Source organism: Amycolatopsis sp. NPDC051758, from assembly GCF_044453095.1.
Lineage (GTDB): Bacteria > Actinomycetota > Actinomycetes > Mycobacteriales > Pseudonocardiaceae > Amycolatopsis.
The window spans coordinates 203,290-228,446 of the sequence record NZ_JBITCJ010000010.1 but is presented as its reverse complement, the minus strand read 5'-3'; the positions used below and the strand labels follow the sequence as shown (position 1 = coordinate 228,446).

The 25,157-nt window shown below is 70.2% G+C and carries 31 protein-coding genes; 15 read left to right on the top strand and 16 right to left on the bottom strand.

The annotated features are described in order from the left end of the window. Positions 1-11: 11 nt before the first annotated feature. Complete coding sequence (locus ACIA5G_RS39200) at positions 12-428, top strand: DUF2690 domain-containing protein (RefSeq protein ID WP_395932745.1); 417 nt, start codon at positions 12-14, stop codon at positions 426-428. Between the two features lie 588 nt (positions 429-1,016). Here ACIA5G_RS39200 and ACIA5G_RS39195 read toward each other — a convergent pair. The 11 genes from ACIA5G_RS39195 to ACIA5G_RS39145 all read right to left on the bottom strand — a co-directional run bounded on the left by ACIA5G_RS39195 (position 1,017) and on the right by ACIA5G_RS39145 (position 9,482). After that, positions 1,017-2,267 carry a HEPN domain-containing protein gene (locus ACIA5G_RS39195; RefSeq protein WP_395932743.1) on the bottom strand — a complete coding sequence of 417 codons (1,251 nt, stop codon included), beginning with the start codon at positions 2,265-2,267 and terminating at the stop codon, positions 1,017-1,019. Positions 2,268-2,397: 130 nt separating this feature from the next. Continuing rightward, positions 2,398-2,613, bottom strand: coding sequence for a hypothetical protein (locus ACIA5G_RS39190; RefSeq protein WP_395932741.1), 216 nt, complete (start codon positions 2,611-2,613; stop codon positions 2,398-2,400). Further along, positions 2,610-3,140: a hypothetical protein gene (locus ACIA5G_RS39185; RefSeq protein WP_395932739.1), complete on the bottom strand. Its 531-nt coding sequence runs from the start codon at positions 3,138-3,140 to the stop codon at positions 2,610-2,612. The genes ACIA5G_RS39190 and ACIA5G_RS39185 overlap by 4 nt, the downstream gene beginning before the upstream one ends. Before the next feature lie 87 nt (positions 3,141-3,227). After that, positions 3,228-3,845, bottom strand: coding sequence for a hypothetical protein (locus ACIA5G_RS39180; protein ID WP_395932737.1), 618 nt, complete (start codon positions 3,843-3,845; stop codon positions 3,228-3,230). Next, on the bottom strand, positions 3,842-4,012 hold the full coding sequence (locus ACIA5G_RS39175; protein WP_395932735.1) for a hypothetical protein: 171 nt from the start codon (positions 4,010-4,012) through the stop codon (positions 3,842-3,844). Before ACIA5G_RS39175 ends, ACIA5G_RS39180 begins: the two co-directional genes overlap by 4 nt. Then, the gene (locus tag ACIA5G_RS39170) at positions 4,009-4,776 is read right to left on the bottom strand and encodes an RNA polymerase sigma factor (protein WP_395932733.1); all 768 of its coding nucleotides are present in this window, start codon (positions 4,774-4,776) and stop codon (positions 4,009-4,011) included. Before ACIA5G_RS39170 ends, ACIA5G_RS39175 begins: the two co-directional genes overlap by 4 nt. After that, positions 4,773-4,970 carry a hypothetical protein gene (locus ACIA5G_RS39165; RefSeq protein WP_395932731.1) on the bottom strand — a complete coding sequence of 66 codons (198 nt, stop codon included), beginning with the start codon at positions 4,968-4,970 and terminating at the stop codon, positions 4,773-4,775. Before ACIA5G_RS39165 ends, ACIA5G_RS39170 begins: the two co-directional genes overlap by 4 nt. Before the next feature lie 2 nt (positions 4,971-4,972). Next, complete coding sequence (locus ACIA5G_RS39160; RefSeq protein ID WP_395932729.1) at positions 4,973-5,380, bottom strand: hypothetical protein; 408 nt, start codon at positions 5,378-5,380, stop codon at positions 4,973-4,975. 189 nt (positions 5,381-5,569) lie between these two features. Continuing rightward, complete coding sequence (locus tag ACIA5G_RS39155) at positions 5,570-8,104, bottom strand: DEAD/DEAH box helicase (protein WP_395932727.1); 2,535 nt, start codon at positions 8,102-8,104, stop codon at positions 5,570-5,572. Between the two features lie 392 nt (positions 8,105-8,496). Continuing rightward, a complete protein-coding gene (locus ACIA5G_RS39150; RefSeq protein ID WP_395932725.1) occupies positions 8,497-8,730 on the bottom strand; it encodes a hypothetical protein in 234 nt (77 codons plus the stop codon). A 128-nt stretch (positions 8,731-8,858) separates the two neighbouring features. Continuing rightward, complete coding sequence (locus ACIA5G_RS39145) at positions 8,859-9,482, bottom strand: hypothetical protein (RefSeq protein WP_395932723.1); 624 nt, start codon at positions 9,480-9,482, stop codon at positions 8,859-8,861. A 212-nt stretch (positions 9,483-9,694) separates the two neighbouring features. Here ACIA5G_RS39145 and ACIA5G_RS39140 point away from each other — a divergent pair, with 212 nt between their 5' ends. From ACIA5G_RS39140 to ACIA5G_RS39130, 3 genes are all read left to right on the top strand, one after another. After that, positions 9,695-10,243, top strand: coding sequence for a hypothetical protein (locus ACIA5G_RS39140; protein ID WP_395932721.1), 549 nt, complete (start codon positions 9,695-9,697; stop codon positions 10,241-10,243). Between the two features lie 12 nt (positions 10,244-10,255). Next, the gene (locus ACIA5G_RS39135; protein WP_395932719.1) at positions 10,256-10,591 is read left to right on the top strand and encodes a hypothetical protein; all 336 of its coding nucleotides are present in this window, start codon (positions 10,256-10,258) and stop codon (positions 10,589-10,591) included. 316 nt (positions 10,592-10,907) lie between these two features. Beyond that, positions 10,908-11,396, top strand: coding sequence for a DUF6998 domain-containing protein (locus ACIA5G_RS39130; protein ID WP_395932717.1), 489 nt, complete (start codon positions 10,908-10,910; stop codon positions 11,394-11,396). 20 nt (positions 11,397-11,416) lie between these two features. Here ACIA5G_RS39130 and ACIA5G_RS39125 read toward each other — a convergent pair whose 3' ends face one another. After that, entirely contained in the window at positions 11,417-11,971 is a 555-nt protein-coding gene (locus tag ACIA5G_RS39125; protein ID WP_395932715.1) for a hypothetical protein, read from the bottom strand. 253 nt (positions 11,972-12,224) lie between these two features. Between ACIA5G_RS39125 and ACIA5G_RS39120 the strand changes: the two genes are divergently transcribed. Both ACIA5G_RS39120 and ACIA5G_RS39115 read left to right on the top strand, forming a co-directional pair. After that, entirely contained in the window at positions 12,225-13,058 is an 834-nt protein-coding gene (locus ACIA5G_RS39120; RefSeq protein ID WP_395932713.1) for a hypothetical protein, read from the top strand. Between the two features lie 134 nt (positions 13,059-13,192). Next, entirely contained in the window at positions 13,193-15,292 is a 2,100-nt protein-coding gene (locus ACIA5G_RS39115; RefSeq protein ID WP_395932711.1) for an ATP-binding protein, read from the top strand. 327 nt (positions 15,293-15,619) lie between these two features. Here the strand turns inward: ACIA5G_RS39115 and ACIA5G_RS39110 are convergent, their stop codons facing one another. Next, positions 15,620-15,805 carry a hypothetical protein gene (locus tag ACIA5G_RS39110; RefSeq protein ID WP_395932709.1) on the bottom strand — a complete coding sequence of 62 codons (186 nt, stop codon included), beginning with the start codon at positions 15,803-15,805 and terminating at the stop codon, positions 15,620-15,622. Positions 15,806-16,214: 409 nt separating this feature from the next. On the opposite strand from ACIA5G_RS39110, the gene ACIA5G_RS39105 reads away from it, so the two are divergent. From ACIA5G_RS39105 to ACIA5G_RS39095, 3 genes are all read left to right on the top strand, one after another. After that, a complete protein-coding gene (locus ACIA5G_RS39105) occupies positions 16,215-16,640 on the top strand; it encodes a hypothetical protein (protein ID WP_395932707.1) in 426 nt (141 codons plus the stop codon). A gap of 66 nt (positions 16,641-16,706) precedes the next feature. Next, positions 16,707-17,303, top strand: a complete 597-nt coding sequence (locus ACIA5G_RS39100) for a hypothetical protein (RefSeq protein WP_395932705.1) — start codon at positions 16,707-16,709, stop codon at positions 17,301-17,303. Between the two features lie 374 nt (positions 17,304-17,677). Next, a complete protein-coding gene (locus tag ACIA5G_RS39095; protein ID WP_395932703.1) occupies positions 17,678-17,905 on the top strand; it encodes a CHC2 zinc finger domain-containing protein in 228 nt (75 codons plus the stop codon). A 34-nt stretch (positions 17,906-17,939) separates the two neighbouring features. On the opposite strand, the gene ACIA5G_RS39090 is transcribed toward ACIA5G_RS39095, so the two are convergent. Both ACIA5G_RS39090 and ACIA5G_RS39085 read right to left on the bottom strand, forming a co-directional pair. After that, entirely contained in the window at positions 17,940-18,071 is a 132-nt protein-coding gene (locus ACIA5G_RS39090) for a hypothetical protein (protein WP_395932701.1), read from the bottom strand. Positions 18,072-18,316: 245 nt separating this feature from the next. Continuing rightward, a complete protein-coding gene (locus ACIA5G_RS39085; RefSeq protein WP_395932699.1) occupies positions 18,317-19,081 on the bottom strand; it encodes a hypothetical protein in 765 nt (254 codons plus the stop codon). A gap of 316 nt (positions 19,082-19,397) precedes the next feature. On the opposite strand from ACIA5G_RS39085, the gene ACIA5G_RS39080 reads away from it, so the two are divergent. Together ACIA5G_RS39080 and ACIA5G_RS39075 are read left to right on the top strand one after the other, a co-directional pair. Beyond that, entirely contained in the window at positions 19,398-20,198 is an 801-nt protein-coding gene (locus ACIA5G_RS39080; RefSeq protein WP_395932697.1) for a hypothetical protein, read from the top strand. 298 nt (positions 20,199-20,496) lie between these two features. Continuing rightward, on the top strand, positions 20,497-21,366 hold the full coding sequence (locus ACIA5G_RS39075; RefSeq protein ID WP_395932695.1) for a hypothetical protein: 870 nt from the start codon (positions 20,497-20,499) through the stop codon (positions 21,364-21,366). Positions 21,367-21,428: 62 nt separating this feature from the next. On the opposite strand, the gene ACIA5G_RS39070 is transcribed toward ACIA5G_RS39075, so the two are convergent. Continuing rightward, positions 21,429-22,304 (bottom strand): M20/M25/M40 family metallo-hydrolase, encoded by an 876-nt coding sequence (locus ACIA5G_RS39070; protein WP_395933065.1) that lies wholly within the window; start codon positions 22,302-22,304, stop codon positions 21,429-21,431. On the opposite strand from ACIA5G_RS39070, the gene ACIA5G_RS39065 reads away from it, so the two are divergent. The 4 genes from ACIA5G_RS39065 to ACIA5G_RS39050 all read left to right on the top strand — a co-directional run bounded on the left by ACIA5G_RS39065 (position 22,228) and on the right by ACIA5G_RS39050 (position 25,146). Beyond that, positions 22,228-22,494, top strand: a complete 267-nt coding sequence (locus ACIA5G_RS39065; protein ID WP_395932693.1) for a hypothetical protein — start codon at positions 22,228-22,230, stop codon at positions 22,492-22,494. The two genes, ACIA5G_RS39070 and ACIA5G_RS39065, sit on opposite strands and share 77 nt — an antisense overlap. Positions 22,495-22,773: 279 nt before the next feature. Next, positions 22,774-23,478, top strand: a complete 705-nt coding sequence (locus ACIA5G_RS39060) for a hypothetical protein (RefSeq protein WP_395932691.1) — start codon at positions 22,774-22,776, stop codon at positions 23,476-23,478. After that, a complete protein-coding gene (locus tag ACIA5G_RS39055) occupies positions 23,391-24,167 on the top strand; it encodes a hypothetical protein (RefSeq protein WP_395932689.1) in 777 nt (258 codons plus the stop codon). The genes ACIA5G_RS39060 and ACIA5G_RS39055 overlap by 88 nt, the downstream gene beginning before the upstream one ends. Positions 24,168-24,378: 211 nt before the next feature. Further along, on the top strand, positions 24,379-25,146 hold the full coding sequence (locus tag ACIA5G_RS39050) for a hypothetical protein (RefSeq protein WP_395932687.1): 768 nt from the start codon (positions 24,379-24,381) through the stop codon (positions 25,144-25,146). The last annotated feature ends 11 nt before the right edge of the window (positions 25,147-25,157 follow it).

Genomic DNA, 25,157 nt, shown 5'->3' with positions numbered 1-25,157 from the left:
AGGAGAACGCCATGTCCTGGAAGACCAAGGCAGCCACCGGTGTCGCTGCCGTCCTGCTCACCGCCGCCTCGGCGGTCCCGGCGAGCGCCACCCAGACCGTGACCTGCTACGGCGACTACTGCTCGGGTCTCGACCCCCAATCGAGCGGGTGCGCCAACGATGCCTACACCGTGGCCACCGGCTACGTCTACGGCACCTACGGCGACAGCTACGTCGACATCCGCTGGTCGCCCACCTGCAAGACGAACTGGGCGCGCGCGAACTTCGTCACCTCGAACATCCGGGCCGTCCAGCAAACCGGATACACCCAGGGCTACAGCGCGAACAACGGAGTCAACTCCTGGTCCCGGATGATCTACTCCCCGGTCCTGTGCGTGAAAGCCGCCATCTGGGGCAGCTGGGGCCTGACCGAAACTACCTGCGTCTGACGCGAGGATGTGGAACTGACATGGAGACGCACCGCTGAACGAAGGTCAGCCGCTCCCCGGCCGCGACTTCCCGTGGTGGCCGAGGAGCGGCGTCATTTCTGTCTACGGCGAACACACCGGCGCCATTTCCGTCGACCACCACGAGATCGGCCGGCACATCTCTTAGAGGTCAGTTCAAAATGAGTCGGCGTGTTGCCTTTGCGTGGACATCAACACTTTCCAGAATCTTGGTATGCGTGAGGAGGTTCTGACCGACCAGCTATGGGAGCGGCTCGACCCGCTGCTTCCGGTGCACCCACGTCGCTTCCGCTACCCAGGCCGCAAGCGCGCCGACTACCAAGCGCGAAGCCCAGGATCCCCTGGACGCGCACGCCACGACCGGCCAGTATCACGAAGCGTTCCTCCGCGACGTCGAATTCGCGCGCAGCTACGCCCGGGATCGAGCTGGCTTAGATGCCTGACCCGGAACGATCCGAATCGCAGGCGCGGCCCATGCACGCGACATAGGCGAGGTGCCTCTCGCCGTGCGCCGAGACCATCAAGCTCCCGCCGAGCTGGTGCGGAGCACCCGCAGCTGAGCTCTTGATCTCAGAAATGGCGACGGATCTGCCTACGCAGGAAGGCGAACCGCGGTGCCGTGGTCGTCAGATGGGTGTAGACGTCGGCGGGCGCGTTGGCCTCGACGAGCAAATTGAGGACGAACAGCCAATAGGCCGCATCTGACATCTCGTAAAGCTCGGCAGCGCTCTGGTGCAGCGGCACCGGGTCGCCGTGGCCGATGTTGTTGCGAAGGGCCACCATGCGCTTGGCCCAGCGCTCGACCGCGTCGCCGTCTCCCACCAGCGACTCGAACGACGCCTCGGCGTTGCCGGCGAGCCGTTTCAGGCGTTTTCGCAGGTGGATGTCATCACCGTGTTGCTGCTTGTCGAGACCTTCAAGAGCCGCGATCCGGGTGAAGAACGAGTCCTGCACGGTCGGTGCCGCGTCGTAGATCGGCCGGATGATTTGGCGGGTGAGGGCGCGGTGATTGCGCACCGCTTCGAGGAGACGCCGCAGCCCGTCCCCGCCGCCCAACTGGCCGTACGTGAACGCCGTTCGGTCGCTGATCAACTGCTTGCGGTTCGGGTTCGCCTGGGCGCGCCACTGCTTGTGCAGTCCAACAGCCACCCGCCGAGACTCGCCCCGCATGAGCAGGCCGGGGTGGCTGAACGTGACGTCCTCGAACGCCACAACCCGGTCCGCCGCGATCGTGACCACGTCCAGCAGGTCGAATGCATGCTCCAAGGCTGCATCCAGATCGACAGGTGTGTCGAACTCGAACTGCGGCGTCGTGGTGTTCTGGAGCTGGAGCAGCCCCACCCCGGTCGAGAGGGCGAGCCTGTGGATCAGGTTGAGCCGGGCGCCGCTGCCCAGATCGATGTGCTCGCTGTGTTCCTTGACGAGTGGGATTTTGCCCGTCGCCAGCTGCTCGGGCTTGAAGTTCAGCGCGGGCACGCCGTCCAGCATCCAGAGCATCAGGTCGCTGATCTGGGTGATCAGCCGGTCCGTTTCAACCGCCTCACCGCTCTCGTAGTGCGCCTTGTTCAGCAGCGTGCCCACCGCGAACCGCTGGCGCCGCTGGAAGAGGTTCAGGAACTCCAGGCGGCAGTCGTCCAGGGTCAGGCCGCCGTGGATGCTTTCGCCCAGGATGCGACTGTAGTCCGGACGCGGGCTGTCGAGGTTGTCGATGCCTTCGAAGCTGTCGAGCAGCGTCAGCGAGCCCCCTGCTGTGGGGGAGAAGGTCACCCACCCCGCGATCTTGCGGTCTGGTTTGGCGGGCAACCAGAACTGTCCGTCCAACTGCACCTCTGCTATCGCTGCCTCTCCGATCAGGCCGTGCCGAGCAGAACCGGCAAGCTTAACGCTGCCCGGGTGCCCCCTCGCCGCCGCCCGGTGCGGACGACAACACACGTGTTGCCGCTCGCCACGCTCAGTCGACCCGGAACGGCCGACGCACCGTCGTGGTCGTCTTGGTGATGGCGCCGACCACGGTGTCGTTGGGCGGGTCCCAGTGGGCCCATCGCTCCAGCCAGGTGATGCCGTCCTCCGGGTAGGCCGAGGGGCCGAAGGCGAGGTCGAGGATGAGCACCCGCGGCGCGGCCGCAGCGGGCAGCAGCTGCTCCTGGCCGTCCGGCAGATCGGTCATCCCGGCATCGTAGCTAGCGGCAGCAGACCGAGACCGTGCAACGCCGCCTTCAGGTCCGGGTAGCTGCAGAACTCGCCCGGTCCGGCCGCGGCCTCGCACTTGGCGACGAAATCGACGAACAACGGCCCACGCGCGGCGCCGAGATGCGCGGTCGAGTGCAGCAGCTGCTCGCGCAGTACCCCGTCGATGCCGTGCGCCCGCCACACCGCGAACAGGTTGACGAGGCTGCTGCGGTCGACCCAGACGACGTCCTGCCCAAGCAAGTGCCGGGCGGGGTTCTCGACCGCGGGCCGGTCGAACAGCGTCAGCACCGACAGCTCGAACTCGTCGTCGGCAAACGCCCGCTCGAACCGGGCGACCGTCTCGGCCTGGTCGCCGCCGGCGGTGGTGAGCACGCACAGCTTTGGTCTGCTGGCCGGGCGCGCGAGCGCGGTGGCGTAGGCGAAAACCGGGCCGGGCACCCAGGGGTCGCGGGCACGGTTCAAGCCCATCGAGGTGGCGAGAATAGTCGGCTGATCGGCGGTCATGGCTGTCCGTGCTGCCGCAGCAGCACCAGCGGGATGCGGCCCCGACCGTGGTGGTCCGGGCCGCACGGCGACACAGCGTGGACGATGTCACCATTCATGCGGGTGCCGGTTCCGTTCGGCAGGTTCGTCGACCTCTGCGTGGCGGCTTTTGTGCAGGGTCCTGATGTGCAGCCGCCCGGCTCGCGCCCCCAGATCAAGCGTCGAGGTGGCCCGGAGTGCCGTGAACAGCGCGAAGATCCCGCCCAAGACCTTGATCGCCTCTGCACCGGACAGGCCGCCCGCCAGGTAGCCGATACCGCACGCGACGACGGCCAGCAGGCCTACACCAAGATCAAGCCAGAGCCGGAGCGCACGCACCGCGCCCTCGGCCCGGTACCAGGGCCAGAGCACACACACCGCGACCGCGGCCCGGTAGTGGACGAGCGCCCGCCGAGGAAACGGGCGGGTGCGGGCTCGCTGAGCTTTCGGTCGGGGCACAGGTCGGGGCGCTCGGACGAGCGGCTCATCGGCGAGGATGGCCTCAAGGTTCGCTGCCCGTCGGCGGCGTTCCTCGTCGGTGGGCATGCACTCGCTGCGGTGAAGGCGGCCGAGCCGACGGTCCAGCTCCGCTTCGGAGATCGCGGCTCGGCCGGCCCGGCGGGCGCGGAAGACTGCGGCCGCTGCGCCGAGCAGCCCGCAGACCACGATCACGGCCAGCGTCATCATGGCGTCCTCACCTCCGGTCGCGTGTCGCTCGGGGCGGGCCGCTGCCCGCGCGCGAGCAGCGCGTGATCCACCCAGTGGCCGATGAGGGTCATGATGGCGGCGAGCGTGCTGAACAGCAGGACGACGTTGGCGGTCACCGTCACGGTGTGCTTCAAGTACTCGCTCACGTTGACGTGCCTCCTTCCCAAGCGGTGTCTTCACGTGGCTTCCGGCGACGGTCGGGCTGGCTCCGACCCATAGCCCGGCGCAGCGCTTTGCGAGCGCGGGACAGCTCCTGGGTCACGGATTCCTCGGTGATGCCGAAGACGTGCGCGATCTCCGCGTGGCTGAGGCCCTCCACGTCCAGGATCAAGAGCTGGCGCCGCCGGCGCGGGAGCTTCTGGACTGCCTCGCTGGTGTCCAGCAGCTCGATCCGGGACTCGAGGCTCGTCTCCCGCGGCCGCGCATCCGCCGAGCGGAGGTGTTTCTGCCGGGTGATGGCCCGGCGCACCATCGAGACGTACTTGTTCCGCGTGATCGTGTAGACCGTCTCCACGCGCTTCTCCGCCGCGACGGAGTCCCACTGCCTGAACATCTCCTGCATCGCCTCGGCCGCGGCATCCTCCGCATCGTGATAGCTGCGGCCCCACGTGCGCGCGAACCGGCTCACCGCCGCGAAGTGCTCGTGGTAGAACGCCGTGAACTCCGCCTTGCGCCGCGACGCGGAGTCCGGGCAGCCGCGGCTCAACGTGGCCGCGAACCGGCTCACCGACGCGATGTGCCCGTAGTAGAACGCCGTGAACTCCGCCTCGGGCGGCGACGCGGCGTCCGGACAGGTACGGCTCAACGTGGCTGCGAACCGGCTCACCGACGCGATGTGCCCGTAGTAGAACGCCGCAGACTCCGCCTCAGGTGGCGAGGCGGAGTCCAGGCATGACTGCTCGTCGGTCACTGCGGGTCGTCGGCCCGCCGGTCGGGGATCCACGCGGACCAGCCGCTCTGGTCGACCTCGATCGACCCGCCCGTGCGGACGAGCCGGTCGAGCGCCGAGGTGATCGTCGCCCGGCGGGACCTCTCCCGCATCACGTCCCCTACGACCGACTGGCCGCGCTCCGGCGTGGTGGACGCTTCGCCGTTCTCGTTCATCCTCAACAGCACCCTTCAGTGAAGAACGCCGCGCCCGGCGCTGCTGCGTTCATGGAGAAGTCGTCCGAGGCCCCCACACCTTGATTAGTGACCTGGGTCACTTCCTGGCAGTGGGTGGCGGGGACGCCGGTGGCGGACGGGAATCGGGCGGCGGCCCGGTGCTGCTGCGGGCGGTCGACGAGGGTCCGGCCGGCGCCGCGGTGGGCGTAGAGCAGTTCGTCCAGCTTCGCCGACGTGGTGTGGTCGGCGGCGACCGCGGCGAAGGCCACGCTGACCGCGGTCGGGCCGGTCTTGGAGATCTCGCGGACCGTCGCGACGAGGGTCTCGAAGCCGGTGGGCGTGCTGGTGTCGTCGGTGACGATCTCGTCGGCCAGGCTCCGGGGGAAGTCCCGGCGCAGCCGCGCCTCCATCGTCGCCTCCAGCTGCGCGAGCGGCGCGTCGACGGGCAGGGTCCCAGGTCACGGTGTCGACGCGCTGGGCGTTGTCCGGCGGGGCCGGGTTCGCCGCACCGTCAGCCTGCTCATGGGGCTGACAAAATTCGTGATCGACGACGGCAAGTAGCAGTCACTCTGCCCGGGTTCTTCCGCTCCTTCCGCCGGTCACTTCGGCAGGCGCGCTGCCACAGAGTAGGCGGGGATGATCCGGTCGCCGGTGAGTCTCTGATAAGCCAGTTGCTGAGCGACGGCCTGCTCTTCGCGCCACAGGTTCTGTCCTTGCGTCAGGGCGGTGGCGAACGCGATGATCGCGGTCTTGAACTCCTCGAGCTTGGTCGGGGTGATCACCCGCATCTGCGGAACCGGGATCGCCCGCGCGTCGTACACGTCGACCGGGTGGACCATGACCGGCACCGCTGTGACGCCGCCGTAGGTGTCGGTGTTCCACTGCAGGCCGCCGCGTAGCTGGTCGGCGTCCTTCTTCGCGATGCCGGTGCAAGTAAGCTCCACGCCGGTCTTCAGCTCGATCACCGCGTTGCTGGTCGGGGTGAGGGTCCACAGGTTGTCCGGGCCGGTGTTGTAGAGCCGTTCCGGGCGGGTGCTGCCGAATCCCAGGTGCAGCCCGAGCTTCTCCCAGGCGGCCTCGGCCTGGTCGGTGAGCTCCTCGTCCCACACGATCTCGTCAAGCACGGCGCGCACGCCAAGCACGAGCGCGGTGCTGTCGGCGTAGGTGGCGCCCAGGAACTCCGCGGCCGCGCGAGCCTGCACCGCGGCAGGGCGGGATGGGCGGAGGTCGACGTTGACGGTGGGGCGCAGCACCATCGGGTTCTCCCGGATCGCGGCGCCGAGCTGCTGCTGGGCGATGTCCGGGTTGGTGAAGTGCAGGTAGCCGGCCTTCTGCTCGCGGACCCAGCCGCGCAGCGCCTGGTCGGTGAGGCCGTTGATCGCGGTTTGCAACCGGTCCGCGGCCTGGGAGGTCTGACCTGCAACCGCGAGGTCGAACGCTTCGCGGGCCGCGACTGCTTCGGGCCGGACGGCGCCGATGTTGCGGTAGCGCACCGAGGCGAGCGCGAACCGGCTGCGCTGCACCCACTCGGGGTGGCGGTCCAGGCAGACCGACAGCGCGCTGCGGATCCCGTCGAGTCCTTGACCGTAGAGCTGGATGGCGACGTCGCGGCTGAGTACCAGCTGCGCGCGGGTGGCGGGGGAGAACAGCTCCAGCGACGTACTGTCGTGCACCGCCATGGCCAGCCCGGCGCCGAGCAGCAGCACCGCGCAGTGGTCACCGACGTCGCGGACACCGCGGCCCATACCCTGCTCGATGCGCTGGGCGTCGCGGGCCCGGCGGGTGGGGCTGTCGACGAGCGCGGCGGCTTCGCGGCGGTCGGCGGCCGACATCGGCCGGGGGATGCCGTCGATGACCAGCATCTCGCACGCGGTGCCGGGCAGGTCGATGCCGTCGTACTTGTTGACCAGGACCACCAGGCCGACGTGCCCGGCGCGCAGTTCGGCGACGCCGGCTTCGAGGTCGCCGACGTAGTGGACGCGGTCGGCCAGGCCCCGCCACCGGGCGGCCTGTGCGCCGCTGGGTACGAGCACCACGACGTTGACCGGCCGGGTTTCCGGGATGCCGTCGCCGTCGCGGTCGCCGAGGGAGAACTGCTTGGCCAGCTGCCGGATGGCATCGTCGGTGAGGTTCGGGTTGAGCTGGACCGGCGCGAGAACCAGCCGGTCGCCGAGATCGGCTGCGCTGCCAGGGGTGACGACGTGCTCGAGGTTCTTCGGGTCAGCCTTGAGGTTGGTGACCAGCACGCTGTCGTCGGACAGGGTCGCGGTGAGATAGACCCGGCGGCGGGCGCCGACGAACGAGGGGATCTTGTCGATCGGCGGGCACGGCGGCTGGATCTCGATGCCGCGGCTGCTGAACATCACGGTGCACAGCTGCAGGCAGTCGGCGATCAGCGGCCAGGCGAACTTGAACGCCTCGTCCCGCGCGGCCGCGAACGGCTGCAGAATGCTCCAGACCTGGTCCTGCTTGCTCGCCCACGCCCAGAACGGCACCGGCACCGCGGCGCTGACGTCGCTTTCGCTGATGTCGGCGACCGCCTTGCGGTTCTGCTGCACCAGGTCGTTGACGAACAGGTTCCACAACGGCGCGTACGCCGCGTGGTCGATCGGGATGGTGAGCCGGAACTGCCCCTCGGTGGTGGCGAGCGCGGCGTGTGCGTCGTCGACGACCACGACGCCGAGGTCGAGCGGGGTATGCCGGCCGCCGACGACGCCGAAGACGGACTGGCCGTTGATCAGCTTCTGGAACGTGGTGACGAGGGTGGCGCGTGCGGCCAGGAAGTTCGGGTCGTCGTGTCGCTCGGCGGTCGGCAGGCCCAGCCGCTGCGCCTCCTCGCGCACCCGCGCCGCGAGGTAGGTGTCGGGGGCGAGGTAGACGGCTTTCCCGACGCCTTCGTTGAGGGTGCTCTGCGCGATCAACAGGCCGACCACCGTCTTGCCGCCGCCGGTGTTCTGCTTGATCACCACGTCGCGGACGTCCTTGCGCGCGAACCAGCCCTCCAGCACCTCGCCTTGCTCCTGGCGCAGGTAGGAGTAGGAGAACGGCTTGTTCGGCAGGGCTGCGAAGATGTCCCGCGGTTGCACCAGTAGCTGCGGGCTCGACGAGCCGATCCGGTTCCAGTCCAACGACACGAGAGCGGTCCTTTCGCCTGGGCGAGGCGATGACTTTACCGGGCGTTGGGTGCGCTCTGGCGGGCTGTGCCTGCTGTTACCTGACCAGCGTCTGGCACTTGACCAGGGAAAACGATCTCCGTGCTGGCCGAGGCGAACGCGTTCTTCCCGGCGTGGGGTCACAGGCCCCAGCTTCAGCGGGGCCTCGGCAGCGCAAGAGGTCGCACCTAACGTGTACGACCGCGGTGGACCAGCTCGCCCGGACTGACGTCGGCAGGCTCATCTCCCGGCGAGCGAGCCGTGGGTGCCGCCCGAGGTCGTGACCGAGAAGGAGACCACCGAGCCAACGCGGGCCGAGGGGCGAGAGCTTCTCGCCGAGGTGCGCGTCGCGACGCCAGCCGACGCGTTCAGCGTTATTCAGCTCCTCGTCGGGCTTCCTGCAGTCGCGGGGCGGGATCCGGCCGGTCGATTCCCGCGAGAGCCTCGGCGACGTCGGTGTGCCAGCCGCGGAGCTGCCCGAGGAACCCGACCAGCCTGCGGCTCCTGCTGTTCGGCAGGACGGGGAACAGGATCATCGCGGGCACGAGCGCGACCGTGACGACGACGATCGGGATGACGACAAGGCGCGGATCAGGACCGCGGTCCATCCGGGGGCGGTCACCGGAGCTGACCTACTTCGAGCGGACTGCCCGTCGGCCCTGACCGGCACCGGCGCCTGGCCTTTCGGTCAACCCGCGAACTCACTGCCGCAGAGGGCGGACTCGAGCGGAGTCGATCAGGCGGCGTCGTTGAAGATCTTCCGCTGGATTTCCAGGTAGCGACGCAGGTCGACGACGGGAGCGTCTGCCGAGGTCGAGGTCGGGGTCGGCTCCGGTGGCTCGTCCAGTTCGAACGAGTTCGCCTGGGCCAGCTGCCGCGTGTAGTCGATGACGACCTGGACGAGGGTTTCGGACTGTTCCGCGGAGAAGTCGACGGTGATGTTGCTGTTCTCGGAGTACGCCTTGACCGCTTCGAGATCGGCGATGAGGCGTTCGATGATCTCAGCGTCGAGGTTCTGGTCGCGGACGCCTTCGAGGTAGGCGCGCAGCGAGTCGTTGTAGTTCGTGACGCACTCCGGCAGTGCCCGCCTTCGCTTGCGCACGACCGGAACGACGGCGGCGACCGTCCCGGCGACCGCCAGCGTCGCGAGCCCCGCAACGACGACCGGCTTCTTCTTGAGCATCGAGGCTGCCGCGCCGACCGCGCCCTGCTGGTGCAGCTTGGAGGCAGAGGCCTCCTTGAGGTGGGTCACGATGTGTCCAGCGCGGTTGCGCACAACGCCGCCACAGAGGCGCAGATCGCCCTTGAGCAGGCCCGCCGCGATGTCTGCCGGCATCTCGAAGTCAATCTGAACGGTCATTCGTGGTCCTCAGCTGAGCTCGTGAAGGGCTACTGCGCCACACAGTAGTGCCGACTATCGACTTCACGGGCGTCCCGACCACCGGAGATGAAAAGGGAGCCGCGATGCGTGGGCGGCGGGTGCTCGAGCCGCCGGCTTGGGAGGCGGTCGTCGCGCTGACCCGCAGTGCGTCACGGGGCCCGCCCATGGGGTGATCGCTGATCGCTGCGGGCATGAGCGACGAGGGCGAACTCGTGGATGCCCGGGACCTGCTGCTGGACCAGCGGCTCCGGTCACCCGGGCGCGCTGATCGCACCGAGGTGATGACGCGGATGGCAGGGCTGCGGACCCGTCACGCGGACTGCCTGTGGGCGATTGAGCGCACCGCCGACGCCGAGCAGCAGCTGCGCGAGCACGCCCGCAAGCTGGCGCGGGCGATCGTCGTCATCGCAGACGAGCTGGGCAGCCCGTGTGGCGACATCGCCGGCGGGATCGTCCTGCTCCCGACCAGCAGCGTGGTGACCACCCGGATCGTGACGCCGGCGCAGGTGCCCGGCTGCGGCCAGGAGCACCAGCCAGCGTGGCGTACCGCCGCGGTCGCCGAAGCGGCGCGGGCCCGCATGCACGACCCGAGCGCGTGGCGGCCGTCCTGGGTGGCGTCAGTTCCCGATACCCGGACCGACGAAGGATTCCGGCTGCTCACGTTCGACGTTCGGCGCGGTCGGCGGCCCGGCCGTGGCCACGCGCGACCACTTCGCCGCACACCCGTGGGCGCCGGGTGAGACCGGCTGCACGTGCTCGCCGCGCCGCCGGAGGTCATCCGCCGCCGGATCCACGGCGCCTACCAAGAGATCCTGGCCAACCAGTGGGGCTGCGCCGCGATCCCCGCGGACTGGCTGCACCTCACCCTGTGCGGCGCCGCGACCGGCGTCAACGCCGACGACCAGGAGCACGCGGCGGAGCAGCTGACCGCGCGGCTGCGCGAGGGCGCCGGCGACAAGCTGCTGCAGGGCATCGAGCTGGTGCTGGGCCCGGCCACCGTCAACGCCGACGGTGTCCAGCTCGACATCAACAGCCTCGGCCCGACCGGCCCGGAGGTGTTCGAGGCCTGCGACGAGCCCCTGGGGTAGCTGGTCAACCTGGTCCGCGCGCTCGCGCGCGCCGACGCGATCGGCCGGCACTGGCGGCCGCACCTCGCGTTCGCCTACCCCCGGGCCGATCGCGGGATCCTCGACGCCACCGGCATCAATCACGTCCGCCGGCGCTGGGCCTGGCAGCTGGACGTCCTGCACGTCGCCGCGGTCACCCAGCACCCCACCGACGGCTGCTACCAGTGGGACATCCTCGACACCATCGCGCTCCCCGGGGCGCCGTAGCTCTCGCCGGGGAGTAGTCCTGACAGCCCTGGAGTGCTCACCGTCGGCAGCGTCGGGGGAAGATGAGCGCGTGACTGAACAACCCGACGACCTCGGCGCGGCGTCCGTCCCGGAACTGCTGGGGCGGTACGCCGCGATCCTGGCCGAGCTGCGCGACCGCGGCGTCGTGCGGACCCGCAACGCGCCCCTGGGCGACTATGCCGAGTACCTCGCCGAGAAGGTCTATCGCGGGACGCTGGAACCGAACTCGGTCAAGTCCTACGACCTGATCGACGCCGACGGCCGCCGGATCCAGGTGAAGGCCCGCACCGTCGGGCCGGACACCGGCGCGGGTGCGGTGTTCTCGGTCTTCCGGTCCTTCGACTTCGACATCGCCGTGCTGATCACCTTCGACAGCGCTACCTACGCGCTGCGCGAGGCCCGTGAGGTTCCGGTGGCCGAGCTCGAAACGGCCGGCCGGCACTCCGCCCACGTCAACGGGCGCCTGATCAGGATCACCGCCGGCCTCCGGCTCGGCGTGGACGTCACGGCCCGGTTCCGCGCCGTCGCCTCGATGTAGCCGGCGGGTGTCGTGCGGGGTCAGCTCTGCGCTGGAGCGTGCACGAGGACAAACCGGCGATCTGCGCGGTCCCACCAGAACGCGGGGATCCGCTCCCACAACGCCGGCAGCCGCCACTGCGGCGCCAGCTCCGGGGCGACACCGTCGAGGCCGGGAGTGCCATCCATGTCGATCAGGTAGCTGGTCGGCTCGAGCACCTGCCGCCACGGTGCCCACGTCGGCTCTCCGATGAGTACGGCATTGACGATGCCGGCGGTGATCTGCAGCCCGGTGAAGCCGGGAGGGACGGGGACACGCCATTCCCGCTCGTGCGGCCAGTCGCTGGTGTAGCCCTCGAACCGCACGGCCCAGTTCCGCCGCTCCGCCGTCAGGGTCCGGTGTTGGGCTTCGCGGGTGTACCAGACCGGGCCGCCTTCGGCCTGGTAGACCCATTCGCGGGTGAACAGCAGCGCCCACGGCGGGAACGCCTGGTCGTGGAGCAGCCAGTGCAGGTGCTCGACGGGGCTCCCGGAGAAGCACACCATCCGGTTCGCCGCGCCGAAGGGCGGCGAACCGCGCGCAGCCTGCCTTCCCACAGGATGTTCGCCAGCCGGCCCGGCGCCGAGGTCACGACGGCATTGTCGGGGTCCTGACGACGCCGCGACCCCAACGGCCACTGGGACGCCCTGTTCCGCCCATTGGCCAGCGAATCGGGGCGTGTCGCCCGGTCGGGTGGACTCGCAGGGCCGAACGAGCGACCAGTGGTCACATGACGCGGAACCCGCGCCGCCGGCCGATAGAACTGTGGCTCATCGGCGCAGCACGCGGTTCTGCCTTCGGGGGGTCGGCATGGCGGGTACGGGTCGGCACGCGGTTCACCGCACGATGGTCCTGGTCGACGTGGAGGGCTACAGCGCCGCCAGCCGGACGCTGCCGCACCAGCTCGATACCCGGGCTGGGATGTACGCGGTGGTCACCGAGGCGCTGGCGGCGGCCGGGGTGCCGTTGCAGGCGTGCTGGCACGGAGACGCCGGGGACGGTGTGGTGGTGCTGGTCCCGCCGGAGTACCCGAAGGCACCGTTGCTCGAGGTGCTGCCCGAGGCGTTGGTGCGGGCAATACGTGGTCACAACAGCACGAGCCCTACCGCCGCGCGCGCCCGGCTGCGGCTGGCAGTGCACGCCGGGGAGGTCGCCTTCGACGAACACGGCGCGACCTCGCCCACGATGGTCGCGGCGTTCCGGCTGCTGGATGCAGCCCCGGTCCGCGACGCCCTGACCGGTTCACCGGGCGTGCTGGCCATGATCGTGTCCGGGCTGGTCTTCGACGAGGTCGTACGCAACTCCACCACCCTGGACCCGGCCACGTTCCGGCCCGTCGAGGTGACGGTGAAGTCCTTCCACGACCGCGCCTGGATCGCCCTGCCCGACCACCCCTACCCGGCCGACCCCACCGTCCTCACCCAACGCCCACCGGACACCCCGGCACCGGAGACCGCGCCGACCGGCCCTGCGACCGTCCCCGACACACACGCGCGGTGCGACGGTCCCGGACCGCGCGGGGTGCACATCGCCGGCGACGTGCACGGCTCCGGATCCGGCATCACCATCGGCGCGGCCACCGGCGATCACCTGTCCATCGGCTCATCACCGCCTTCGGCGCAGCAGCCGCGCAACCCTCGCTAGCCGACGCGGACCACGGGCACACCGCGTCGGCGCCCGACCCGCCCCACCCTGACACCACCCCGGACGCCGGCCCCGCGGTAACCACGAGCATCCACGGTGACCTCGTCGCCACCGATCACGGTGCCGCCGTCGGTGTGGTGCACGGCAACCTGACCCTGCACCCGCCACCACCACGACCCGCGCCGGCCATCCCGCGGCAGCTGCCCGCCGCGCCGGGACTGTTCACCGGCCGGACCGCGGAACTGGCCCGCCTGGACCGCGCCCTGACCCACACCGCCGCACCGCAGGAACCAGGCACCGACCCGGCACATGCGGGGACGACGGTGCTGGTCTCGGCGATCGGCGGCGCCGGGGGCATCGGCAAGACCTGGCTCGCCCTGGCCTGGGCACACCGGCATCTGGAGCGGTTTCCCGACGGGCAGCTGTTCGTCGACCTGCACGGCTTCAGCCCCACCGGCGACCTGATGGACCCGGCGGTGGCGGTGCGCGGGTTCCTCGACGCCTTGGGCGTCGAGGCGAACCGCATCCCTGCCGACCTCGACGCCCAGGCCGCGCTCTATCGCAGCCTGGTGGCCGGGCGGCGGATGCTCATCGTGCTGGACAACGCCGCCACCAGCGACCAGATCGCACCGCTGCTGCCCGGCTCGCCGTCCTGCACGGTGCTGGTCACCGGCCGGCACCGGCTGGACTCGCTGATCGACCGGCACGGTGCCCGCCACCTGCCCTTGGACGTCCTGTCCCCCGAGGAGGCCCGCGGCCTGCTGGCCGCCCGCCTGGGCGCCGGCCGCGTCGCCGCCGAACCCGAGGCGGTGGACGAGCTGATCGGGCTGTGCGGCGGACATCCGCTGGCGTTGTCGATCATCGCGCGCACCGCCGGCAGCCGCCCCGGCACTGCGTTGGCCGAGGCCGCCGCCGAACTGCGGGACCTCGGTCTGGAGGCGCTTGACCACGACACCGACCCGGCCGCCAGCCTGCCCACGGTGCTGTCCTGGTCCCTACGCCGGCTCACCGACACCCAGCGCACCGTGTTCGCGTTGCTGGGCATCGCTCCCGGTCCCGACACCACCCCGCCCGCCACCGCCGCCCTCACCGGCCTGCCCGACCGCCTCGCCCGCCGGGCGCTGAACGGGCTGGAGAACGCCTCCCTGCTGGAACGGCGGCCGGGCGGCCGCTACGCCATGCACGACCTGATCCGCCGCTACGCCAAGGACACCGCCCACACCACCCTGCCCGGGCACGTGCGGGAAGCGGCCCTGACCCGGGCAGGGGACTTCCATCTGCACACCGCCCACGCCGCCGACCGCCTCCTCAACCCCCACCGCGAGCTCCTGTCGCCCGAGCCGCCCGCGCCCGGCGTGCACCCGCACCCGCTGCCCGACACCGACACGGCACTGGCCTGGCTGGACGCCGAACACGCCACCCTGCTGGCCACCCAGCGCACCGCCGCCACCTTCGGCCACCACCACACCGTCTGGCACCTGGCCTGGAACCTGCACGCCTTCCACCAGCGGCGGGGACATCGGCACGACGAGATCGCCACGTGGCAGGCCGCACTGCACGCCGCCGACCACCTGCCCGACCCCGCCACCCGCGGCCGCACCCACCGGTTCCTTGGCCATGCCTGCTCCTTTTTGGGCCTGCACAAGCAGGCCACCGCCCACCTGGAGCGGGCCCTGGACCTGGCCCTGCGCCACCACGACTCCACCGAACAGGCCCACACCCACCGGGTGCTCGCGTACGCCTGGGAACAGCGGGGGGACGACCGGCAGGCCCTGGAGCACGCCCACTACGCCCTCGACCTCTACTGCGCACTCGACCACCCGGTGCGGGAAGCCGACACGCTCAACGTGGTGGGCTGGTATGCCGCGCGCCTGGGCCGGTTCGACACCGCCCGCGAGCACTGCCAGGCCGCCCTCACCCTGCACCAACACCACCACGATCCCGGCGGCGAGGCGGCCACCCGGGACAGCCTGGGCTACATCGCCCACCACACCGGCGACCACCACCAGGCCCTCGACCATTACCACCACGCCCTCACCCTGCGCCACACCCTCGGCGACACCTACGCGGTCGCGGACACCCTCGACGGCGTGGGCCATCCCCACGCCGCCCTCGGTCAGCATGAGCAGGCCCGCACGGTGTGGCGGGAAGCGCTGCAGCTGTACCGGGACCAAGGCCGCGACGCCGACGCCGAGCGCGTCCAACGCCAACTCGACGACCTCGACCACACCTGAACCACGCCGCTGCCTACCAGGCAGTTACCAGATAACGGACCATTATCCGGCAAGATGTTCCCCTGCGGCGGGCGGCGACCTGCGGCGGCCGCCCGGCAGGCGATTCGCGACTCGTGCACGTTATCCGGTAGGTCGGGGATCGCCGGGTGGTCCATGGCGACGACGGTGACGAAGCCGGCCACCCGGCAGCGCGTAACGACAGCCAGAGGCGGGCCGACCGTGCGCGCGGCGATCGACGCCATTCTCGACAGCCCGAAGGTGCAGACGAGTCCCAACGATCCGGGATCCTCGACGTCACCGCTCGGGAACTGACCGGGGCGGGGTGGGTCAGGCCGTGGGCGCGGGGCCGAGCGATGACTCGAGCGTGGTGAAGACCCGGCCGTCAGCGAGTTGGAACTCGATGTCGTCGGGCCCGCGTACGGCGATCACCGTTGCCGGCGTGCCTTCGGGTAGGTCGAGGACGGGTTCATCGTCCAAGAACACGACCTGATCGCCAATCTTCATGCCGGTCATGATGCCAACCTGGAGGATTCCGCAAACGCGTTCATCCGCGGCCGCATCGACGAACGAACCGATGGGACTGGGCCGGGCAATTGTCGGCTCGGACGGCTTCCACAGGAAGCACGTTTAGTGAGACCAGCGCGCCCGCAGCGGTCTCAACCAAACTGAGTCCACGCAGGTCGTGAGAAGAAGCAGGCATCATGTGCAACGAGACCGGACAGCCGGATGTCCTGTCTCGCGGACCTGTTGCGAGGGAGCCGGAGTTGATGGCGCGTCGCGCGCTGCCTGATGCGGCACTCACGAAGCTGATGCCGGAGGTCTGCCGGGATCGCGTCCCTCATTGGTGAAGGATGAGAGCACGGTTTCGAGGGCGGGGTCGCAGACGAGCGGGACGGGGAGGTGCGGATGTGGCGGTGACCGCGTGATGCAGCTGCTGAAGGTCGAGGACCGCGTGCTGTTCGACGGCGTCGAGCACCAGGTGGTTGCGCTCGCCGGAACCTGGGTGCGGCTGGCCGCCGCGGACGGCACGCCGAGCGTGGTGTTGCTGGGCCACCTGCTCGCGCCGCCGGGGTTCGCGATCCTCGGCGCGGCCGCACGCCGCCGCTGGGCGGGCACCTGCTCGACGACGTGCCCGCCGAGGTCGGCGCGCGGGCCCGAGAGGGAACACCACGTCGTCGAGGTCAAGTCCGGACTGCCGCCCGGCGCAGCGCCGGGAACCGCACCGCGCTCGGAGTTCGATCCGGCGCTGCGGACCGTCCGGCAGCGGGAAGCGGCCAAGGCCGTCGAGCTGAACGCGGCGGGCACGACGACGAGAGCGCTCGAGGGCTTGCTCATCGTCCGAAGCTGACATTCGGACCGCAAGTCACGCACACTGGATCGGCCCGCTCGTCAACGTCGGTGAACAGGGGGAATCATGACCTGGTGGGCAGCAGTGCTGGGCTTCGCCGGCGCTCTCGCTGGCAGCTGGGGCGGCCAGCTCATCGCCTCACGACGCGAAGACCGCCGCTGGCAACGCGAGCGTGAACGGGAAGACCTTCGCCACGAGCGCGAGATGGAAAAGCTGCGGCTGCAACACGACCGCGACGTCGACCTCGCCTGGCGCTCCGAACGCCACGCCGCCTACACGCGGCTGTTCACCGTGATGCTCGCGTTGGAGCCCAAGTTCCACGCACCGACCGAGGATCCGGCCGTGGTCGACGATACCGCTGAGCAGAAGGACTTCCATCGCATCCACCACGATCTCCACGACGTCTACACGCTGGTCATGATCGGCAGCAGCACCGAGGTCGACATCGCCGGACGACAGCTGATCGGCGTCTGCAAGGATCTCGCCGTTTGGTACTCGCCCGGGCTCCGTCCCACGGACGGCGAAAAGCCCGACTATAAAGGCTTTGTCCGAGCTTTCAACGCTGCCTTCGAGGCCCTGATCGATGCCTGCCGCCAAGAGCTCCGACTTGGTTCTCAAGCTCGATCAGCAGACTTCGCCGACCATCCCGAATCCGCAAACTAGGTTCTGCGCCGGACCAAGCAGGTACTGGCTGCCTACGAGGACGTGCTTACCGATCCGGCGAGGCTCGCGGCGACCGACACGGAGATGGAGGCCTTCGCCGCAGCCGAGAAAGCGCTGCGAGACGAGATCGCCGCGCTGAGACGGGGAGAGCTGCGGCTGGCGGAGTGGAGGCTGCTGATCGCCGTCAGCGCCGGGTTCTCCGCCGGCGTCCCGTACCTGGCCGCGCTCTACCGCCATCTGGGCAGCACCACCCTCACCTGCTCCTGGGAAGACCACGCCCGGCGGGGGGCTGGAGGTCTTCGACCTCCGCATTCCACCGTTCGACGCAGAGAACGATCGCGGTTGACGCCGGGCGACGGCGTAGGTTTACCAGCATGTCTGTCACCGCCGCGACCGGCCCGGAGCCCCGCGACATCGTCGCCGTGGTCGGTCAGCACGTGACACTGATGCCGCACACCGGGGACCGGCTGCGCGGGGTCTGCCCGTTCTGTGGATCCGCGGTCCCAGCCTTCATCGTCCGTCCGGCGCACGGCACCTTCCATTGCCTCAGGTGCGGCCAGGGCGGCAATGCAACCCACTTCGCCGCTGCGATCGATCGCTGACGATCTGCGCCTACGGCAGTCCATAGGCCGGCTTCTACATCGGCTCGAAGACGATCGTGAGCGCGCAGTCGTTCTCATCGGCCGGGGCGTAGACGTCGTAGGTCACCGCGCGGATGATCATCGTGCGTTCGCGCGGCCCGCACCACTCAGCGGCCGCCGCGAACACGGCCCGGCCGGTCGGGCCCGGTGAACTCGATCGCCTCGGTGCCGCCATACGGCGTGCGCGCCGAGGCTGTCGCCGTGCCCATGTTCGTTGTGCTCATCGCAGCAGCTTCGCAAACCGACGATCGACACGATCGGGCGATCACCGGCTGCCGGACGGCAGCGAGGGACCCTAGGTGCTCTGCTCGATGACTCCCGAGGCGGCCAACGACGTGCTGACCGTCTCAGGCAGTCAAGGACCAAGCTGTTCTACTCGGGCACGTCGGCGCGCGGCCAACCGCGCGCAGACGCGGCCCGGACGAGGTCACGGGCCTGTTCGAGCAGCTGAATGCATGCCGTCCACTCCTCGTCGCCCCGCCACGGAATGTCGGCCGCGGCAGCAAGAGCGTGCAGGGCTGCGTGGGCATCTCGAGCAGCCGGTCCAGCTGCCGCGGTGGCAGGGATAGTGCCGAGGGCATAGCGGCGTCCGCGGAGGGCGTCCGCGGTGAAGTCAAGCATGAGCGAATCCAGGACGTCGGCCGCGGCGCCGGCGAAGCGGCCACCATCGCTGACGGCGACCGCGCACCGCAGCGCGGTCGCGACCGCATGCAGCGCGCGTCGTTCCGGTATGTACGGATCGGGGTAGTCGGAATCGCTGCCCATGAGGTACCAGTCTTCATCGTCCTGCGCGGCCCGGAAGGCCTGTTCCAGCGCACGACGGCGGCTAGCTGACAACCCTGCAGGCGGATTCCTCCTCGCCTCCTCAGCGGCCGTGGTGAGGCGGGCCAGCCGCTCGGCCTCCGGGTCTGGGGTCAGGCGCGCGGCGAGGCAGGCGGCGACGGTGAGTGCCTCGTCGTTGTGGGGGAGGGTGGCCAGCAGCGCCGCGAGTGCGTTCTGCGGGCCGGGCGGCAACGCGGCCAGACGCGCGGTGATGTCGGCGGCGTCGACATGGCGGGCGGCGGCGGTGAAGGGAACGTCCGGGTGCGCGGCCTGGTAGGCGCGGATGCGGGCTTTACGGTCGGCGTGCTGGGTCATCGCGGGTTTCCTTCAGCGCGCGGTCCCACGCACCGCGCGGCGAGAAGCCGGTGACGGTGTGGTCTTCGATGGTGTGGCTGCGGGATCCGCTGGGGACCTTGACCGGGTGTTCGGGGACGGCGTGGGCGTCGATCCGATCCGGCGAGGCTCGCAACTGCCAGGCTCGCAAGACTACCCGAGCGTCCCGGGTTCTCGGCGCAGGCCACACCCTGCCGGCTCGGACACGCCGCGCCCACGCCGAGTGCTCCGGTGAAGTCGGCGCCGGGCTTAGGGTCGCCGACGGCGGAGCCGCGCAGGCACGAAGTGCGCGGGCGCCATGACCAAGGGGACGGGTGTGGCGAAGGACGTCGACGACTCGGGCGCGCCGACGGTCCGGACCCCGGAGCAGGAAGCCGGCCGGATCGCGGAAGCGTTCGACTTCTACGACCGTGGCAAGCACTGGGAAGTCGCCGGGGACCGGCTCGCCGAGGACTCCCCGTACGGCACCGCGCGCGTCAGCCGGGTCGTGCCGGCCCGGGTGCTGCACGTGATCGGCGCCAGCGAGATGGCCGAGCAGTTGCGCCACCTCTACGGCTCCGGCGCGGTGACCGGGTGGACGCTGCAGCCGATGCCCGAGACCCGGACCCCGCTGCACACCGTCAAGCAGGCCATCTTGCAGGCCGCCGACGGCCTCGGCCGGGGCTACACGCAGCTCACCCGCGGCGGCTTCGCCTGCACCGAAGAGGTCCAGGCCTGCCCCGACACGGCCATGCTCGGGGTCACCAACATCGGCCCCGGCACACTCGAGGTCATCCGCGCCGTCCTGCCTTACACCGGGCCCGACCCGGCCGAGGTCGCCGCCGAGCAAGCCGATGCCGACGGCGGAACCACCGAGGTGCCGCACGCGGCGCGAGTGGCCGCGCTGTTCAGCGCGGTGACGCGGGCCCGCTACCCGCGGCTGGTCGAGCAGCTGGCCGCTTCCCGGATGCCCGACGCCGCACTGGCCAAGGTCGCCGACGCGCTCAGCAGCGAGCCGCTCCCGCCGGTGGACCCGATGGTGGACCTGCTGCTGGACACGGCCGGACTGCGCCACGCCTTGGAGATCTACCGGGCCACCCACACGGCCGAGAAGCAGTAGCAGCGGGGTCTCACCGTCCGTTGTGCCTCTGGCGGGTGCTGCCGACGTTCGAGTGGAACGGCCGGCACCGTCGGCGCGGCACGCTGGCCAGGACGGGCGCGACGCGCTCTACTCCAAGCTGGTCGCATGGGGAGGAGCCGGTCGATGGGGCAGCCGTCGGGATGGTCGGAGCAGGGTCTGCCCTGCTACAGCTCGGGCACGGCGCCGTCGTTCTTGTGGACGGAGCTCCAGCGCAAACTCGGCAGCGCGTAGCTGTACGGCGGAAGACCGCTGAGCCGGTGCGACTCGGTGGCAGGATGTGGCGACGACGGACAAGCGCGCGGCGGGCAGCTACGTCGTCGCAGTGCCGTATCAGACCGTGTGGGCCGCGGTCGCCGGCGTGATCGACGCGCTCGGCGTCGACACCGCGTCCGGGTTCAAGGTGCGTTCCGGCGAGCACCTGGCCGTGGTGCTCGCCTCGGCGTTCCTCGGCGGGCCCCCGATCGCGACCGACAAGGACGGCGGGCCGGACATGGTGTTCGACCTCGGTGTCCTGCCCGCGGAGTGGCGGCCGGCGCTGACCGGGCGGGCTGACGCACGGTTCGCCGACGTCGAGGTCAAGTCGTTGCGCGGACCGGTCAGGGCATTCGACGCCGCCATCGACGAGGACCTGGCTCACGGCCAGGAGCCGCGCAAGCGGACCATGGTCACACGGATCGTGTCGGCGAACGACATCGTCGCCGGCCCCGGCCAGGACATGCTCGGCGACGCCGCCGAGCAGCTGCAGCGCAAGTCTTCGCCGGACCGCGCGCGCATCTCCATGCTGATCGCCCACCAGCTGGATCACCTGCACGCCGAAGTCCTCGACGTCGTCATCGCGCACCACCTCGAGCCGCTGACCGATCTGCCGGGCAGCGTCGATGCGGTCTGGATGCTGTTCGCTCCGACCCATCTGGTCGTCTGGTCCGTGGTCGAGAACCGCTGGACCAACTTGCTCTTCAAGGCCGCGGACACGCCCGGACAACCTCCGCCACCTGGGGCCGAGGACGGGCTGGAATTCCTGGTCGCCGTGGACGAAGAGTTCCGCCGGCTCATCGGCGACGACTCACCTTCGCCCTACGCGTTCAAGCTGATCGCCGGCTCGGCGCAGGAGCACACCAGCCGAGGGGGCTACAGGGCTACGCCGTGATCGTGTCGATCCGATCGCGAGTTCGGGAGCGGGGCGCCTGCAGTCGGCCAAGGCGCTGGGCGTCATCCGGCTGCGAGGTCAGGGCCCCTGGTGGCGAACTCCTCGCGCACGGCAGCGAACGGGGCCGGATCGGCGAAGGCGAGCGCCGTTGCCATCTGCAGCATCGCCGTGTGGGCCCGGGACTGGATGACGGCATCGGTCATCGCGCGGGAGTGCGTCGGTGTCCCGGTGTCCATGACCTGCATGTACGGGTGGATCGCGGGCAGGACGAGTGAGACGTTGCCGATGTCGGAGGATCCGGTGCCGCCGCGCAGCACGGGTTGTTCGACGGTGACACCCTGGCGGCGGAGGTGGTGGGCGACCCGGTCGGCGATGGTGTGGTTGTTCTTGCGCTCGCGGTCGACGAGGCCGGCGGTGACGGTGACCGTGGTGCCGGTCGCGGCCGCGGCGGCGTGGGCGACGGCGGTGACACGCTCACGCAGGACGTCGAGCTCGGGTGTGGTGGCGGCGCGGACGGTGAACTCGGCGCGGGTGTAGTCGGGGATGACGTTGGCGGCCTGGCCGCCGTCGGCGATGATGCCGTGCATCCGGCTGGTCTCCGGGACGAACTGGCGTAGTGCGTCGACGCCGGTGAAGAACTGGATGACCGCGGCGAGCGCGGATCGGCCGTCCTGCGGGCTTCCCGCTGCGTGGGCGGCGACCCCGTGCCACTCCAGCGTCAGGGACACCGACGCGGTGGCGTGCCGGATCGGCCAGGTGCGGTCGGAGGGGTGGAACATCAGCGCGGCGTCGACGTCGGCGAACACTCCCGCCTCCAGCAGCAGCACCTTGCCGCCGGCGCCTTCCTCGCCAGGCGTCCCGATGCACGCGACCTTGCCGGGCAACTCGGGCGCGGCCCGCCGCAGCGCCGTCGCGGCGCCGACGGCGCCCGCGGCGATCAGGTTGTGGCCGCAGCCGTGCCCGATGCCGGGCAGCGTCGTACTCGGCCAGGTAAGCGATTATCGGGGACGCGTCGCCGGCGTCGGCGCGGAACGAGGTCTCCAGGCCGCCGTAGGGCTGGGTCACGGCGAAGTTGTCGTCGAGGAACGCCGTCAACCGCCGGACGGCGTGGTGTTCCTGCATAGCTAGTTCGGGGTGGGCGTGCAGATCTCGGCTGAGGTCGACGAGCGCGTCGGACATCTGCGCGACTTCGGCGTCGATGCGCTGGTGTACCTCGGTCGGGGCGCCGGCCATCGAGGTGTCCTCCCTTGCAGTAGGGGTAGCGAACGGCGTGTCCCCGGCGAGCCGAGGCGTCCCTCTCCTTCCTACGCCCCCGTCGAGCGGCGGGATGTCGGCTTTACCTGGCGGCGAAGGCTCGTAGGGTTGGACCTTCTGCTCGCACCTGGGCAGAACTGGAAGGGGTTGAGCGTGGCTGTCGATCTGGAAACGCTGGTCGCGCAGGTCTGGAGTCCGGATGTGCGGCCGCTCGCCGAGGAGGCATGGCGCTGCTACAACGCCGGCGCGATCCGCGCGAGCATCGCGGCGACCTGGTCGGCGGTGACCGCGGACATCATCGTGAAGCTGATCCGCCTGGCCGACGAAGGAGACAAGGGCGCCCAGGCGTTCCGCCAGCAGGTCACCGACGCGCAGGACAAGGGCCTCACGCCCGAGGGCGTGCGCGCGATGCAGGCGATCGAGGCCTCGCTGGTCGACAAGGCGGTGGACTTCGAGCTGATCGACACCATCGGCAAGCGCGAGTTGGACCGCATCCGCGAGGACCGCCACCTCTGCTCGCACCCCTCGCTGCGGATGGAGGGCGAGGTCTACAACCCTCGCCCCGAGGCCGCCCGCGGGCACTTGGCCATCGCGCTGTCCACCCTGCTGGTCCACCCGCCCACGCAGGCCGCAAGCTGGTGGAGGAGTTCAAGAACTTCATCTGCGACCCGCTGTTCGCCTCCTCCGCAGCGCACATTCGTGCCGCCTTCCACGACCGCGTCCGGGTCGCCACCCGCAGGAGCATCATCAAGATCGCCGCGCTGGCGGCGATGCTCGAGCTCGACCCGGACGGCCGGATGCCGGCGGACGCGCACGCCGACCGGATGGCGTTCGCGCTGCGCGCCTTCGCCGAAGTGAACCGCGGCGCCGTCCGTGACGCTGTGGGCGAGACGCGCGAGCGGTTCCAGGTGCTCGACGGTGCGGTCCAGCTGCGGACCTTGGTCCGCATGGCCGACGACGACTACTTCTGGCTCTCGGTCGACCCGGTGCTGGCGACACGATTCCAAGCCCTGCTGAACACACCGATCTCGGTGGGGCAGTGGGACCCGTTGCCGCCGGAGGTGGCGTCGTGGCTGGCGCTGGTCGGCAGCAGCTATGCCCGCGGCCGGCTGCCCGGCTTGGAAGTCCGCTTCGACCACCTCAGCGACACGCATCGTGAGCAGGTCATCGCCGCGCGGCCGAGCGAGTTTTTCGTGCCGAAGGTGATCGACATGCTGCGGACGGCGGGCGGCTGGCGCACCGGCGAACGCATCGGGCGGTTGCTGGTGCAGCACGCCGGGTTCCTCTCGCTCGACACGCTAGCGGAGGCGCTCACGGCCTGGTACGACAACAACCAGTGCCGGGAGGCTGGGGACATGCCTGGTCTGGCCGTGCAGCTCGTGCATGCGACCGCGCACCTGGGCGCCGCTCGCGGACCGGTGTTCACCGACTTCGTCGCCAAGTGCGAGAACGACGCCGGGGTGGGTGAGTACTACAGCTACCCGGACCTGAAGTTGACGCTGCACAACCTCGGTCTTCTGCCGCCGATGGCTACGATGCCGGGATGACTCATCAGCCGTCCAGCCGAGAACTGGGGTCCGGTGCGACCCCGCCGCGCGCGCTCGTCGCCGCGGTGTGGCTGCCGTTGGCGGTCGGCTGAGCGTGGCGAACGGCAAGTCCAGGCCAGGTGACCAGACCACGAGGCTGCTGTTCGGCAGCGCCAGCCGGTGCGCGTTCCCGAACTGCCCGGAGCGGCTGGTGCAGCGGTACGACAAACTCATGACGGTAACCGTCGAGATCGCGCACATCCGCTCGGAGAAGCCGCGGGGACCTCGGCATGTGCCTGGGTACGAGCCAGTTCACGAGTTCGAGAACCTGCTGTTGCTGTGCCTCAAGCACCACAAGATGGTCGACGACAATCCCGACGTCTTCCCCATCGAGTTGCTGGAGGAGTGGAAGGAGATCCAGGTCGGGCAGACGGGCACCACCTTGGACGAGGACGTCGTGGCCGCGTTGCTCCAGCAGGTCTCCACCCTGAGCGAGACGATCACCGCGCTGACCGGGCCGACGCCCGCACGGACCGCGACGGTGCAGCTGCTTGCCGGGCGCGGCGGTAACCGCGAAGCGGCGATGATGCCGCTGGATGTGTACCGGCGGGTCACCTTCGAGGACGTCCCCTCGATCGTCTACCTCGGTGTGGAGATCCGCGACCACGGCCTGCTGCGGGTACGGCAGGCTGGCCTCGAGTTCGACTTCGGCGGAGCGAGCGCGGAGACGACGGCGGTCTACCTGCTGCCGTCGGAGATCTTCAGCCGCAACGACCAGCACGAGGTGCGGCTGGTCGACCAGGACCGGCTGCGGTCCAGCATGCTCAAGCTCGGCCAGGCCACGGCCCGGTTGCCGCTGCGGTTCCGCGGATTCGTGCAGCTCGACGACGGCCGCCAGGTCAGCGGGCCGTGGACGCCGATGCTGGAGCTGCCGATCTGGCGCGACGAGATCACCGAGGACGACCTGCGGCGCCTGATGCGGCGCCCATCGGAGTCCTGACCAGCGGCGAT